The following is a 13,939-nucleotide window of genomic DNA, read 5'->3' as shown; positions in this document are numbered from 1 at the left end:
CTGACCGAAAGGGCAAGCCCGCCGATGGACCTCGCTGGAACCTGCGCGATCATCACCGGGGGAGGCAGCGGCATCGGCCGGGCCAGCGCGCTCTCCCTCGCCCGGCGCGGCGCGGCGGTGATCGTGGCCGACATCGCGGGCAATCGCGCCGCCGAAACCGCCGATCTGGTCGAGGCCGCCGGCGGCCGCGCCCGCGCCCTCGCCTTCGATGTCGCCGCCGATCCCTTCGAGGGCTTGCGCGATTGCGCGCTCGAAGCCTTCGGCCGGATCGACGTGGTAATGAACAATGTCGGCGTGCTCACCAATGGCCGCCCCGAAGCCCTGCCCGAGGAAGAATGGCGCCGGGTGATCGAGATCAACCTGATGTCGGTCGTGCGCTCGAACCTCGTGTTCCTGCCCCACCTGATCGCGCAAGGCTCCGGCCACCTCGTTAACACCGCCAGTTTCGCAGGCCTGTTCACCTATGCCTTCGATCGCCTGCCCTATGCCGCCTGCAAGGCCGCGATCGTGCAGATTTCCGAAGGCCTCGCGCTCTATCTCAAGCCCCAGGGGATCGGCGTCACCGTCCTGTGCCCCGGCCCGGTGATGACCGATATCGCCGCCTCCAGCCGCTCCTTCGGCGAACCCCTGCCGATCCACACCCCCGGCCCGCAATTCGCCCCGCTCGGCGCCGATGTGGTGGGCGAACAGGTGGCCGAGGCGATCGTGCACAACCGCTTCATGGTCCCCACCCACGAACAGGTGCGCGATCTGCTGGTGGCCCGCGCGGCCAACTGGGACGCCTTCATCGACGACCGCATCGCCAACCCCTCGGTCATCACCCGCCCCCCCAGCCGCTGACCGCGCCCGCCAATCCCGTCATGCCGGCGCCCTACCCCGCGCGCGGGTTCCCGTTGGCGCGGATCGACTGGGCGAGCGCGCAGGTCGAAGCCCAGCCGATCCGCCCGTCCCGGTCATAGAGGTTGCAGTGGCCGATGCCCACGCCATCGGTCGCCTCGTGGGCCAGGGTCTCGTAGCCGATCCATTCGCCCACCGGCAGGCGGTGGAGATACATGGTCACGTCGGAATTGATGAAGCCGAAGCCCGGCCCCGGCCCGTAATTGGCCATCGGGCTGACATAGTCGACCCCGGCGGCCACCCGCATGAACGGCGACAGCGGCTCGCCGCCGATCGTCTCGCGCAATTCGCGCATCCAGGCGCGGCGCTGGCCGGCCTCGGCCATCCGCCCCTCGGCCCAGCGCATTTCCCACAGGCCATGCATGGTTTCGGGGCCGGCGCCGCAGGGCGGCAGGACTTTGGGCAGGGCCGCGTTCCACACCGGCCCGTGCCAGCGCTCGGTCTCGGGATTGGCCGAGCGGCGCAGGAACTGGCAGGTCGCGCGCCCGCAGTTCTTCCCCTCGCTGATCAGCTCGGCATCCACCACCCGGATCCGCGCGCCATCGCGCACCACCCGGGTCACCACCTGCAAGGGCGCCATGGCCGGCGCGCGGTGCATATCCACCGTCAGGCGCGCGGGCAGGAAGTCGGGATCGCCGTGCAGGCGCTCGATCTCGGCGGCCAGGACCCCGATGATCACCCGCCCGTGCAGCGTGCCCGCCTTCCACGGCCCCTTGGCCTGGCTCGTGGGGACCAGCCAATCACCCTCGCGGCGGAAAAACGGCTCCCTGGCCTCGGTCATGCCCGTCCCGATCCTTTCAACCTGCCATCAATCGCCCCTCCCCGGCGGGGAGGGGTTGGGGTGGGGGTTGGGGTCGCCCCTCCCCGCGTCCGCTTCATTCGCCGGTGAACACGGGCTTGCGCTTCTCCTTGAAGGCGGCAACGCCCTCGCGGAAATCGCGGGTCTGGGCAACCATGGCCTGGTTCGCGCCCTCGGCGGCCAGCGTCGCGTCAAGCCCGGCCTCCAGCGCCACGCGCACCTGCCGGCGGATCGCCCCCAGGGTCCGCGTGGGCATGGCGGCCAGCCGCGCGGCCACTTCCTCGGCCCGCCCGGCCACGGCCTCATCGTCCACCACCTCGCTGACCAGCCCTGCGGCCAGCGCTTCCTCGGCGGGCAGCTTGTCGGCCAGCAGCGCCAGCTTGAGCGTGCGGACCCGCCCGCAAGCCTGGGCCACCAGCCAGGTCGCGCCGATATCGGGCACCAGGCCGATCCGCGCGAAAGCCAGCATCACGTAAGACCCGCGCCCCGCCACGATATAGTCGCCCGCCAGGGCCAGGGCCGCGCCGCCGCCCGCCGCCGCGCCGTTCACCGCGGTCACCAGAGGCACCGGCATATCGGCCAGGAACCGGGCGAGCGGCGCGTAATAGTGGTCCATCTTGTCCTGGATGGCGATTGGCGGCCCGCCGCTCCCCCCACCGCTTCCGATGCTGGCGCCCGAACAGAAATTCCCGCCCGCCCCGGTCAGGATGATCGCCCGCGCGCCCGCCGCGATCTCGGCCTCCAGCAAGCGCGGGATGGCGAGCACCATGTCCTCGGTGAAGGCGTTCATCTGCTCCGGCCGGTTGATCGTCAGCCGCGACACGGCCCCGAGCCGCTCGACCAGCAGCGTGCGTTCCTCGTCCATGTCCGCGTTCTCCTTCAAAAATGCTGCGCGGCAATCGTGGCCAAGGGTGCAGCAAAGGCAAGCCCCCCAAAACCCCAAAGCGCCCCACCGGGGCAAGCAATACCCCCTGCGCCCGTGCGTTCATCGGCCATGCGATAACCGCCGCCCGGCCGCAAGCGCCAGACGCCGGCGCGCCGCCGAAACCCCAACGAAAAAGGCGGCACCCGCGGGCGCCGCCTCTTCCCTGGCCACCGCCCCGTGCGGCGGCGCTATCCGAACCGGCCGTTATCAGAACCGATAGGTCGCGCTGACTTCCCAGCGGCGCGGCGGCGCGGGATAGCGCACCGCATAGCCGAACGAGTTGGAGAAGTTCACCGAATAGGTGTGATACTTCTCCCTGGTCAGGTTGGTGACGAGGAAGTTCAGGTCAACCGGCGAACCCATCACCTTGTTCCACGCCAGGCGGGCGTCGACCGAGTGGTTCTTGGGCAGGTAGGCGCCGGCGGGCATCGGCACTTCGGAAGTGAAGGTCGAGCTCATCGACTGGTAGCTGATGCCGATCACCGCGCTTTCGCCATCGTGGCTGAGCGGCAGGGTATAGCTGGCGCGGGCCTGGACGGTCCACTTCGGCACGAAGCCGAGATCAAGGAACGACAGGTCCTGGCTGACCGTGCTGGTGAGCTGCTGGGTATACTTGCGGTAGAAGGCATCGGTGTAGCCGACATTGCCGGACACTTCGAGCCCGCCAACCCGCAGGGTGGCTTCCGCCTCCAGCCCCTGGATGATCGCCGAACCGGCATTGGTGAAGCCGTTGACCGGAGTGCCCGCCGAGGAGTTGAACGGCACCGAGCGCTGCAGGCCCTTGTAGGCGCCGCGATAGACGTCGGCGTTGACGATGATGTTGGCATCGCCGCCGATGCGCTTGTCCACCTTCACGCCCAGCTCGATGTCGTTGACCTTCTCGGGACCGAACGGCACCGCGGAGATCTGGGTCGTCGCGCGGTTCTGCACGCCGCCGGTGCGGTAGCCGTGGCGATGGGCCAGATAGATCAGCAGCTCGGGGCTGGGCTTGTAGTTGAGGCTGACCGACCAGCTCGGCTCGGTCAGCGCGGTCTGGATCGGATAGGTGCAGACCTTGGCGCCGCTGGTCAGGGTGAACTGGCAGGCGATCGCGCCGGTGGTGATGTTGCGCTGGTACTGCTGCTGCTCGCCGAAGCGGTCATCATGCGAGATGCGGGCGCCGGCGCTGATCGACAGGCCATCAAGCCCGAAGCGGTAGGTGCCGCTGACGAAGCCCGAATAGGAGATGTTGCGCGCCGCCACGGTGGAGAACCGGCCGGTGGTCGGCGTGCCGCCCTGGAAGCTGGTCGTCCCGTCGATGCCGCGCTCCAGCATATAGAAGGCGCCCAGGATCCAGTCGAACTTGTCGCTGGTGCCCTGGAGCTGCAGTTCGTCGCTGAACTGGTGGACCTTGGTGAACGAGTAGAATTCCTGGCCGCCGGTGTCGCCCGCCGCCGCCGGAAGGAACAGGTTCGAACCGTCGAGGTCGTTGTTGAACGGCGCGTCGATGTGGCGATAGGCGATGGTGTTCTTGACGCTCAGGTGATCGTTGATCTCCACGTTCGTCGTATTGCTGATGTCCCAGGTTTCCTCCTTCGACGAAGGCAGGAACCCGGTGTTCGAGTTGGTATCCAGCATGATGCCGTAGAAATCGCCCTGGTCGCGGGCGACGGCGGCGGCGAAGAAGTCCTTGTTGGCCTGGCTGCCGGCGGCCGAACCACCGGGATTGAAGATCCACACCGGGTTGCCCGAACCGTGGCTGCGGCCCGAGAAGCGGCTGGCGACGAGATCGTTGGTCACCGCGTCCTTCTTGTAGCGGATCGACAGGCGCTGCGAATCATAGTGCTCGTTGTTCATGTCGTAGCCCGGCACGTTGCGGGCATGGACATAGCCATCGCGGCGGGCGATCGTGCCGGCCAGGCGCACGGCGAGATATTCGTTGAGGGGCACGTTGATCGCCCCTTCCCCGCGCCACAGGTTGTAATTGCCGCCGGTGGCCTTGAGATAGCCCTCGATCTTGTCGGTATTGGCGCGGGCGGTGTTGACCAGGATCGCGCCGCCGGTCGTGCTCTTGCCGAACAGGGTGCCCTGCGGCCCGCGCAGGACCTGCACGTTGTCGATGTCGTAGAAGGCCTGGTTGAGGCCGTTGATCCGCAGGTAGGGCACGTCGTTGACGTAGAAGATGATCGGCGGGTCGAGCACCATCGAGGTGTCGATCACGCGCTGGCCGCGCAGGATGATGTTGGGCGACGAATTGCCGCGGTTGGACGCGGTGATGTTGAGGCCCGGCGTGGTCTTCACCAGGTCGGTGGTGCTGATGATGCCGCGGGCCTGGAGCGCATCGCCGCTGAGCGCGGTGATCGCCACCGGCACGTCCTGGAGGCGTTCCTCGCGGCGGCGGGCGGTCACGACGATGTCATCGCCGCCGGTGGAGGCGGCAGCCTGGGGTGCGTCCTGGGCCATGGCCTGGCCGGGCAGGACGAAGGCGGTCGCCGCCAGAATGGCAAGCTGGGAAATGCCGAGAATCGATTTGTGCACGTTATCCTCCCTGGAATCCTCTGCCCCCCGCCTTTGCGGCGGGTCGGTTGTTGCCGCCGGTCTTCCGGGCGATCGGGGCAAGTGTCAAGTATCCACCCCTCGACGAGGCTTTCGCCGACCTGTCATTTTCCGGCCAAGTTGCATGGAAGCAACAGTGCTGTGCCCGCGTCGCACCAGCCCGGCGGCGGCATTTCCGCGAACCCCGGGCAAGTAACTGTGCCGCAACAGGAACAACCGGCCGCCTGCAAGCCCCCCTGGAGCGCCGATCCGGCCCTTGGCATGGGCTGACCCGCCCTGACCCTGCAAATGCGCCCAGCGGGCCTTGCAGGGCAAAATCGGGGCTGCCGCTCTGTCCAGCCCTTGCGGCAAGGCCTTCATCCCCTTGTCCCATTTCCGCAGGAAAGATCCCCGGGTTAGACGGGTTATCGGGATTGTTAGACAGGTTAGGCCGCCCGCCTTGGCCATCAAGTCCTTGAAAAAACGCCATTTGTGCCCTCTCCCGCGTTCCCGGAGGATCGATGCGGCGTTCCCGGAATGTCGGGCCGGGCGTTCCCGGTGTGTCGGATGCGCGTTCCCGAAGTGTCGCTGCCGCGCGCAGGGGCGTTCCGGATGTGTCGACGGTGCGTGTGGGCGGGCGAATGCACGGCTCGGATTGAATCAGTTTCCGGCCATGTGCCCCCAAAGTGATTCAATCGCGCCGCGCCGATCGCCGGAATGGGCGGATCGCTTCCCGGTCCGCCGCGTGGCTGGTGGGCGGCACGACACATCGGGAACAGGATGGGGTGCGGAGAGAATGGGCGCCGGGCAACGGGCCGGGCATGACGGCCGGCGGCCTCACCCGCGCAGGGTGTGGCGATGGCGTTCGTGGTGGCGGCGGACCCAGCCGATGAAGGCCTTCTGCCAGTTGGCCGGGGTGCGCTCGGCGCTGCCGGCCACCCAGGTCTCGAACTCGGCGTGGAGCGCGTGGAGATCCCAGCCCGGGCATTCGCGGCGCAGGAGGTCGAAGGTCTCGTCGGCGATGTAGCCCCGGTTGGCGGCATCCGACAGGCCGGCCACCGTGCCGCGCACCAGCGCCCGCACGTCGACTCCCAGCACATCGACTGGTGCGCCCCGGGCTTCGGAAAGTTTCCCCGGGGAAACTTTCGGCGCTGGCGCTGGCGCTGGAGATGCTGGGGTAAAGGCGGAGGCGGCACCCGGCGCCGGGCCGCCCTCCCCTGCCCCATTGCCGTTGGCCGCCGCATCGCCAGCCCCGCCCGCCGGGGTCTCGGCGAAATCAACCGGGGTCAGGGTCAGGCCGGCGCCCTTGGTGTCGTTGCGGCGCATCCGCAGCAGGGGCTCGCCCCCCCTGCCCTGCTCGACCGAGAGATCGTAGCCCGGCAGGGCGTTCTTCTCGGCCAGCTTGAGCAGCTCGAACTTGAAGCGGCGGTATTCGCCTTCCGCCCCGCTCTTCTCGAACAGGGTGGGCATGGCAATCGCGAAGCCCCCCTCCCCGGCTCCGCCGGCGTGCTTGCGCGCCACCTTGTAGAGCCAGCGCTCGCGCCCGCCGGTGATGTCGAAATAGGCGCGATCGATGGCGAGCACCCCGCCCTTCATCAGCACCCCTTCCCAGAACCAGTTGGACAGCTCCAGGGTCATGCCCTTCGAGCGCTCGGTGCGCTCGTCGACCAGCTGGGTCCAGCCGTCGAGCCAGGAGAAGGTGGCCTCGCGGCGCCCGCGCGCGCCGGCTGGCTGGCCGGCCTCGGCGCGGATGTTGGTCTTTATCGTGGTGGCCACCAGCCGGTCGAGCGACTGGCCGAGCAGCTCGTAGGCGCGGCCCGTGGTGGGCCGGCCGATCGCGCGCAGCAGGTCGTAGGGCATGATGTTGAGCTTGCGCGGCACGTCGTTGGCGCCGCGCCGGGCCATGTCGGCCAGAACGCTGGCGCAGTAGATCAGGATATCGGCGTCCCAGATCGTGGCCATGCCATAGTCGGGGTTGGCCGAGACGTGGACCCAGAGCTGGCCGTCGGGGCTGGTATAGTCGATCGGCTTGACCCGCTTGGACTTGGCCAGGCTGAAGAACGGCCGCTCCATCATCTCGCGCTGATCGCGGAAATGAAGGTCGGCGATATAGGGCAGGAACAGGTCGAACTGCTCGCTCGAACCCTTGCGGGAACCGGGGCCGGTGGCGCTCATCGAAAAGTTTCCCCGGGGAAACTTTTTGCGGGGCAGGGGCCGGAAGCCGATGCGGTGGCGGGGGCAGGGGCAGGGGGCGCCGACCGGAAAAGTTTCCCCGGGGAAACTTCTGTCACGAAGGCTGGGCGCGGCCCGCCGGGCCTCACCGCTGCAGCCCCATGCCTTCGTCCTCGAGCGCGATCAGCGCATCGCGCACCCGGTCGATCAGGGCGTCGGTGGAGAGGCCGTGGCCGGCGTGAAGCTGGAGGGTGATACCGGCGCGGGTGGCGTTTCGCACGGTCACCGCCGGACGGCCGAAGGCGCCTTCGAGCACGCGCGGCTCGGCCTTGGGGCGATCGTGGCCGGCATGGATCAGCCGGCGGATCACCTCGGCGGCGGGCAGGGCAGGGCGCCCATCCTCGCGGCGCTCCTGCTGCTCGCGGGCGAGCCCCCTGGCCTCGCGCAGGATCGCCGGGGCGGCCACCCGATCATCGAGCGCCTGGGCCAGCGGATAGGCCGGCTTGAGCTGGACATCGGCCGGGCTGGCGAAGGCGGCGACCACGGCATCGGGGATCGCGGCAACCTTGAGCAGCTTCGACAGCCAGCCCTTCGATACCTTGAGCCGTTCGGCCATGCGGCCCTGGTGGTTGCCATAGTGATCGAAAAGGGCGCGGGCATAGTTGCGGGCGCGCTCAAGATCGGAAACGTCCTTGCGGGCGCGGTTTTCCAGATCGGCCAGGCGGAAGGCGGCCTCGTCGTCCAGTTGGGCGACCTGGGCGAGGAACTGCATCTCCGGCCAGGAATGGGCGCGCAGCCACGAGATCGACCAGTGGCGGCGGGTGCCGGCGATCACCTCGTAGTCGTGGTCGGGATCGCCTTCCACCCGGCGGACCACGGCCGGCACCTTCTGGCCCCCTTCGGCGATGATCGAATCGATCAGCTCCCGGCAGTGCTCCTCGGTGAGGTGGGCATAGGACCGCGCATTGCCCGGCCAGACCCGGACCCGCGCCGGATCGAGCAGCAATTGTGTGACCTGGCGGACCTCGCCGCTGGCGACCCGGGCCAGCGCGCTCTCGCGCCCCAGCAGGGTAGTGCCGCGCGGGCGTTCGGCGCGGGCGGCCTCGCGCGCGGCCTGGGCCTGGGCCTCGGCTTCGGCGGAACCGGGGGCTTCCGCCTCGGCGGGCTGGTCCTGCTCCCCGGAGAGCAGGGCGGCGAGATAGTCGGACTGCTTGCGTGCCATGGATCAGCTCCGCATCGAAGGGCCGGGGATGGAACCGGCCGGGAGGGCAGGGGAGGGGGTGGCGATTCGCCGGAACATATGCAGAACATATGCCTGTAGGAAAGCCGCGTCAGCCAAGGACCGGCTCCCCCCCGCCCGGACTGGCCGCCAGCCCACCGGCCGGACCATTGACCAGCAGGTCCTCGTCAACCTTCAGGCTGCGGCCCCAGCCGGTGCGGACCAGCTGTTCGACCTGGACCATCACTTCATCGAGATTGGCCTTGCAGCGCTTGTGGGTGCGCGGCGTGCCGATCGGCTTCTCCAGCTCGTAGACGGTCATCATCCGCAGCGCCGCGTGGCTGATTTCCGCGCTTTCCAGGATCGGCACCGGCAGCAGGGCCGGGCCGAAGGTCTGCTCCATGATGGTGCGAACCATGGCGTGGCTGGGATCGTTGGAATCGAACTTGGAGCACAGGAGGCGCACGAAATCGTAGTGCACGTCGATCCCGGCCTGGGCGAGCTGGCCGGTGACCTGGTCCATCATCGAGAGGAACTGGACCGTGGAGCAGAAATCGGGCGTGGTCGCCGCCAGCGGGACGATCAGCGCATTGGCCGCCTGCATCACCGCCAGGCTGATCGTGCCCAGCGCCGGCGGGGGATCGAGCAGGACCACGTCGTAGTTTCGCCCTAGGTCCTGCAGGCCGGCCTTGAGCTTGCGGAAGCGCGAGGCGAGGACCGAGCCGCCATCGGCCCCGGCGGCGGCCAGTTCATACTCGACATCGAACAGCTCAAGGTTCGAGGGGATCAGGTCGACATTGGGCCAGGGGGTTTTCTGGACCGCGTAGAGCAGGTCGGTCTGGGTCGGGTCGATCGAGAGGTAGGGGTAGAGCGTCTGGCCCCGCGTGATGTTGAAATGCGGGTTGAAGCCGAACAGGGTGGTCGTGGTCGCCTGGCTGTCGCAATCGACCACCAGCACCCGGTAGCCCTTGACCGCGAAATAGTGGGCCAGGTGCGTGGTGACGGTGGACTTGCCGACCCCGCCCTTGAAGTTCTGCACCGCCACGATCGCGGGCTGGTCGTTCGGCCCGCGCGCCGGGGAGGCGCCCAGCACCTCGCGCATATTGAGCAGGTCCTCGATCGAATAGCCCGGGCGCCGGCCGTTTTCGGTTGCCGGCGGTGGGGGCAGGCGGCCATCATCCTCGGCCATGCGGATGCGGTTGGTCGAGCAGCCGAGCAAGGCGGCGGCCTCGGCGATGCCGAAGCGCAGGTGCAGCCCCTTGCGCGACTCGGGCAGGAAGGCCTGGCGGCGCAGGCGGTCGATCATCCGCTCGCCGGCTTGCGCCATTTCCGCGATCCGTTCGACTTCTGAATGCATGGCTGGTTCGCAATACGGATTTGAATGAGATTGCGCGCATATCACCTCGTTCTCATTCAGTCGAGAGCGCGGCCGGGCTTGTCCTCAGGGCCGGCCCCGGCCACAATCGGGCCTCGACCACGCCACGACCACGGACGAAGGAACCCCCGAGATGCGCCTTGCCCGACCGACGCTGGATTTCGCGGCGACCGCCAGTGATCCGGCGCTTTCGCGCGCCTTCTGGGAGGGCGAGCTGGGCGCGCGGTTCGAGCGCGAGTTCGCGCTGGCCGGCGGGGGGACGCAGCACCGGCTGGCCCTGGCCGGCAGCTCGATCAAGCTCAACGTCGGCCAGCCCGCGCCGGCCAATGCGCCGCTCGCCGGCTGGCGCGTGCTGGTGGTGGCCCGCGCGGGGCTGGCGGCGCCCCGGCGCTTGCGCGATCCCGATGGCAACCGGGTGGAACTGGTCCCGCCCGGCCACGAGGGGGTGACCGGCCTTGCCATGCGGATGGTGGTCCGCAGCCTTGCGGCGCACCGCCGGTTCTTCGCGGGCGCGCTGGGGCTGGCCGAAGTGGTGCCGGGGCGCTTTGCCTGCGGGGAAAGCCTGCTGCTGGTGGAGGAAGGCGCCGATGCCCCGGAAGACGCCGGGCTGGCCGGGCTGGCCGGGCCGGGCTGGCGCTATCCCACGATCCAGGTGATGCGCCTGGCCGAGGCTCATGACGCGGCCCTGGCCGGCGGGGCGCGGGTGGGCTGGGAGCCGGCGCTGACCCCGGGCCACGCGCGCTATTCGATGCTGCGCGATCCCGATGGCAACTGGATCGAACTGGCCCAGCGCGCCGACCTTGCCGGCACGCTCGACTGAGGGGCGGCGCCCGAGTTTCCGCCCGGCCTGATGCCTGACATCGTGCCCGACATCACGATTGCCAGCCCGGCGGCGAGGCCGCACAATCGCCCCAGCCGGGAATCATCCGCCGGCATCGCGCGAAAGCCCGCAAATCCGGGCCTTGCGGGCGATGACCGCGATCCGTTGGAGAGCACGCCGCCATGTCTGAAGATACCGCCGCCCCCGCCGCCACCCACCCCGGCATCACCATTCATCGCGCCGCCGATGCGCCAAGCCTGGTCGAATCCGGCTGCATCCATGTCGAGAACCCGGACGGCCCGGAGGGTGCGGGGCTGCGCCGCCTGATGGAAGCAGGCTATGGCGATGCCGACGAGATCCGCGTGCTCGCCAACCTGCCCGGCTTCAGCCTGATGCACGCCTGGTTCAAGCCCAATGCCCCGCTGCCGCTGCACAGCCACGATGCCGATTGCCTCTATTTCATCGTTTCCGGCTCGCTGCGGCTGGGGACCGAGGACCTTGGCCCGCGCGATACCTTCTTCGTCCCCTGCGACGTGCCCTATACCTACAAGGTTGGCCCGGAAGGGGTGGAAGTGCTGGAATTCCGCCATGCCGGCCATGTCAATTTCGTGAACCTGGTCAAGGGTACGGCCTGGTGGGACAAGGCGGTGCAGCAGGTGCTCGACAACCGCGAGGCCTGGCCCACGGCCAGGCGGCCCGCGCTTAACGTCTGAGATCCGGAACTATCGTTTGGCTGCGCTGGACTACGTCTCGGATCGTGGGGCACCAGCCCCCTGGCACCGGCCCGCCGGGGCGGGCGCATTTGACCCCGATCAATTCATTCCGGCCCTGTTTGCCGCACGATCCGCCCAGCGCCTTCGGCCTTCCACCGGCCGGGGCGAAGAGCAAAAAAGCCAGAGGATCGATGCCATGACAGTTGTGGGCAAAGTGACGCCGCCGGTTTCCACCGTGGGTGACGAGGCGGTGATGATTCCTGTCGAGGCCTTCATCTCGCGCGACTATGCCCGCGCCGAGGGAGACAGGCTGTGGAGCAAGGTCTGGCAGATCGCGGCCCGCGAGGAGGAAATCCCCAATGTGGGCGATTTCGTCACCTACGATGTCGCCAACCTGTCGATCACCGTGATCCGCAAGGCCGAAGGGCCGGACGGGATCGCCGCCTACCACAACGTCTGCCCCCATCGCGGGCGCCGGCTGACCGAGGGCTGCGGCAAGGCCAAGAAGTTCTACTGCCGCTACCACGGCTGGCAGTGGAACCTGGATGGCAGCAACGACAAGGTGATTGACCGCGAGGAGTGGGGCGGGGCGCTCAAGGACGAATACCTTGCCCTGCGCCCGGTGCGCTGGGACCGCTGGGGCGGGTTCATCTTCGTCAACCCCGATCCCGATCCGGCGGCCGCTTCGCTGGCCGAATATCTCGAGACCGTGCCCGGCTGGCTCGATCCGTTCGAGTTCGACAAGATGCGCTACAAGTGGCGCCAGTGGCTCATTTTTCCGTGCAACTGGAAGGTCGCGCTCGAAGCCTTCATGGAAGGCTACCACGTGGGCACCAGCCACCCGCAGTTCCTGCGCTGGTCGGATTGCCACAGCTGGAGCCGGGCTGATGGCAAGCACAGCTGCTTCGGCAATTCCACCCGGATCACCATGGCCCGGTCCGAGGAATCGCCCGGCTATGATGCCAAGCCGGGGCGCGATCCGCGGGTCGAGGTGGCGGTGTTCATGGACCTGATGAACACCACGGTGGGCCTCGGCACGCTGACCACCCAGACCCTGGTCGATGCCTCGCGCAAGCTGGTCGATGTCCTGCCGGACACGGCCAACGGCGCCGAGGCGACCCAGAAGATGATGGACATGGCCCGGGAGATGGACGCGCGGCGCGGGGTGGAATGGCCCGCGGTCGATCCGGCGCACTATGCCGCCTCGGGCACCGACTGGCACATCTTCCCCAACACCGTGTTCCTCCACGGGCTGACCTACGTGCTGGGCTATCGCGCCCGTCCCAACGGCGACGATCCCGACAGCTGCATCTTCGAGGCCTATGCGCTCGAACGCTATCCCGAGGGCGAGGAACCGCGCACCGAGAACGTCTACCAGCCCGACATGACCCAGCAGGGCTGGGCGCTGGTGCTGGCGCAGGATTTCCAGAATATGCCGGAAGTCCAGAAGGGGATGAAGCAGAACGCCCTGCGCGGGCTGGTGCCCAATCCGCTCCAGGAAAAGCCGGTGATCAACTTCCACCGCAACCTGGCCGAATACATGGGCACCGGAGCGCCGGTGCCGTTCCGCGGGGACGATGGATCATGATCGCCGGATGATCCGGATTGACAGGGCACCTGCCGATCCACATCTCCCGATGGCTATCCCGGGCGCCCGACAGGGCGGCGCCAACAGGCACAAGCGAGTGTTACGATGAACCCTACCCTTGCCGCGTTCCTGCAGCATTTCCGCTGGGATCTCGCGCTCTTCACCTATCTCGCCGCGAAAGTGGCCATGTTCTCGGTGAGCCGGGCGGCGCTGCTGGTGCCGACCTTCCGCGCCGTGGCCGAGGCCAACCGCGCCGACTTCATGCGAAAGCTGCAGAAGCCCAAGTATGGCGAGGTGATGAAGCGGATCGGCGGGTGGAGCAAGGTGGCGACCGTGGTGCTGTGGGGCGTGATCCTGCCCTTCACCATGACCCTGGCGCCCTCGCCCTGGTGGACCATCCCGCGTGACGTGTTCGTCATCCTGATGTTCTACGATTTCTTCTACTACCTCGGGCATCGCTTCCTGTTCCACGATGAAGGCTTCTTCGGCGGCCCGCTGCTGTGGGTTCATGCGGTGCATCACCGCCAGCACGTGCCCAACCGGATGGACGGCGCCTATCTCAATCCGATCGAGCTGTTCTTCGGGACCGGGCTTTATGGATTGAGCGTGCTGGCCATCGCGCTGCTGCTTGGCCCGGTGCACCCGGCCACGGTGGTGATCACTTTCGTCGCCTTCCAGCAGATCAACCTCCACAACCACGACCTGTGGACGGCGGACCGCTTCCCCTTCCGCTATCTCAACACGATGGCGGTGATGCACCACAACCATCACCGGGTGTTCACCGGCGGCAACTTCGCCACGATCTCGCTGTTCTACGACTGGCTGTTCGGCACGCTGGACCATGGCCAGGGCGGCAAGGAAGGCCGGGTGGGCCTGTTCCGGCGCCCGAAGCAGACCGCTGCCGCCGAGTGATCCGG

General features: G+C 68.1%; 11 protein-coding genes. 5 read left to right on the top strand and 6 right to left on the bottom strand.

Annotated features, from left to right (window positions below):
* A partial coding sequence (locus ACFOD9_RS00625) for an SDR family oxidoreductase (protein WP_379508143.1) occupies positions 1-840 on the top strand: 840 nt, incomplete at its 5' end.
* A 31-nt stretch (positions 841-871) separates the two neighbouring features.
* Here ACFOD9_RS00625 and ACFOD9_RS00620 read toward each other — a convergent pair.
* From ACFOD9_RS00620 to ACFOD9_RS00595, 6 genes are all read right to left on the bottom strand, one after another.
* Positions 872-1,678 carry a thioesterase family protein gene (locus ACFOD9_RS00620; protein WP_379508142.1) on the bottom strand — a complete coding sequence of 269 codons (807 nt, stop codon included), beginning with the start codon at positions 1,676-1,678 and terminating at the stop codon, positions 872-874.
* Positions 1,679-1,772: 94 nt separating this feature from the next.
* Positions 1,773-2,561, bottom strand: a complete 789-nt coding sequence (locus ACFOD9_RS00615) for an enoyl-CoA hydratase-related protein (RefSeq protein ID WP_379508141.1) — start codon at positions 2,559-2,561, stop codon at positions 1,773-1,775.
* A 267-nt stretch (positions 2,562-2,828) separates the two neighbouring features.
* On the bottom strand, positions 2,829-5,138 hold the full coding sequence (locus tag ACFOD9_RS00610) for a TonB-dependent receptor (protein WP_379508140.1): 2,310 nt from the start codon (positions 5,136-5,138) through the stop codon (positions 2,829-2,831).
* 834 nt (positions 5,139-5,972) lie between these two features.
* Entirely contained in the window at positions 5,973-7,310 is a 1,338-nt protein-coding gene (locus tag ACFOD9_RS00605; protein ID WP_379508139.1) for a replication initiator protein A, read from the bottom strand.
* Between the two features lie 142 nt (positions 7,311-7,452).
* Complete coding sequence (locus ACFOD9_RS00600) at positions 7,453-8,529, bottom strand: ParB/RepB/Spo0J family partition protein (RefSeq protein ID WP_379508138.1); 1,077 nt, start codon at positions 8,527-8,529, stop codon at positions 7,453-7,455.
* Positions 8,530-8,638: 109 nt separating this feature from the next.
* On the bottom strand, positions 8,639-9,883 hold the full coding sequence (locus ACFOD9_RS00595; RefSeq protein WP_379508137.1) for an AAA family ATPase: 1,245 nt from the start codon (positions 9,881-9,883) through the stop codon (positions 8,639-8,641).
* A gap of 151 nt (positions 9,884-10,034) precedes the next feature.
* On the opposite strand from ACFOD9_RS00595, the gene ACFOD9_RS00590 reads away from it, so the two are divergent.
* The 4 genes from ACFOD9_RS00590 to ACFOD9_RS00575 all read left to right on the top strand — a co-directional run bounded on the left by ACFOD9_RS00590 (position 10,035) and on the right by ACFOD9_RS00575 (position 13,934).
* On the top strand, positions 10,035-10,721 hold the full coding sequence (locus ACFOD9_RS00590; protein ID WP_379508136.1) for a VOC family protein: 687 nt from the start codon (positions 10,035-10,037) through the stop codon (positions 10,719-10,721).
* 182 nt (positions 10,722-10,903) lie between these two features.
* On the top strand, positions 10,904-11,434 hold the full coding sequence (locus tag ACFOD9_RS00585; protein ID WP_379508135.1) for a cupin domain-containing protein: 531 nt from the start codon (positions 10,904-10,906) through the stop codon (positions 11,432-11,434).
* A 196-nt stretch (positions 11,435-11,630) separates the two neighbouring features.
* Complete coding sequence (locus tag ACFOD9_RS00580) at positions 11,631-13,022, top strand: aromatic ring-hydroxylating oxygenase subunit alpha (RefSeq protein ID WP_379508134.1); 1,392 nt, start codon at positions 11,631-11,633, stop codon at positions 13,020-13,022.
* A gap of 105 nt (positions 13,023-13,127) precedes the next feature.
* Positions 13,128-13,934 carry a sterol desaturase family protein gene (locus ACFOD9_RS00575; RefSeq protein WP_379508133.1) on the top strand — a complete coding sequence of 269 codons (807 nt, stop codon included), beginning with the start codon at positions 13,128-13,130 and terminating at the stop codon, positions 13,932-13,934.
* The last annotated feature ends 5 nt before the right edge of the window (positions 13,935-13,939 follow it).

It is taken from the genome of Novosphingobium bradum (assembly GCF_042646485.1).
Lineage (GTDB): Bacteria > Pseudomonadota > Alphaproteobacteria > Sphingomonadales > Sphingomonadaceae > Novosphingobium > Novosphingobium bradum.
This window is presented reverse-complemented; position numbering and strand designations above follow the sequence as displayed.

Coding starts and splice junctions, on each gene's coding strand:
- ACFOD9_RS00620 (WP_379508142.1), bottom strand. CDS start 1,678: ATGACCGAGGCCAGGGAGCCGTTTTTCCGCCGCGAGGGTGATTGGCTG.
- ACFOD9_RS00615 (WP_379508141.1), bottom strand. CDS start 2,561: ATGGACGAGGAACGCACGCTGCTGGTCGAGCGGCTCGGGGCCGTGTCG.
- ACFOD9_RS00605 (WP_379508139.1), bottom strand. CDS start 7,310: ATGAGCGCCACCGGCCCCGGTTCCCGCAAGGGTTCGAGCGAGCAGTTC.
- ACFOD9_RS00600 (WP_379508138.1), bottom strand. CDS start 8,529: ATGGCACGCAAGCAGTCCGACTATCTCGCCGCCCTGCTCTCCGGGGAG.
- ACFOD9_RS00595 (WP_379508137.1), bottom strand. CDS start 9,883: ATGCATTCAGAAGTCGAACGGATCGCGGAAATGGCGCAAGCCGGCGAG.
- ACFOD9_RS00590 (WP_379508136.1), top strand. CDS start 10,035: ATGCGCCTTGCCCGACCGACGCTGGATTTCGCGGCGACCGCCAGTGAT.
- ACFOD9_RS00585 (WP_379508135.1), top strand. CDS start 10,904: ATGTCTGAAGATACCGCCGCCCCCGCCGCCACCCACCCCGGCATCACC.
- ACFOD9_RS00580 (WP_379508134.1), top strand. CDS start 11,631: ATGACAGTTGTGGGCAAAGTGACGCCGCCGGTTTCCACCGTGGGTGAC.
- ACFOD9_RS00575 (WP_379508133.1), top strand. CDS start 13,128: ATGAACCCTACCCTTGCCGCGTTCCTGCAGCATTTCCGCTGGGATCTC.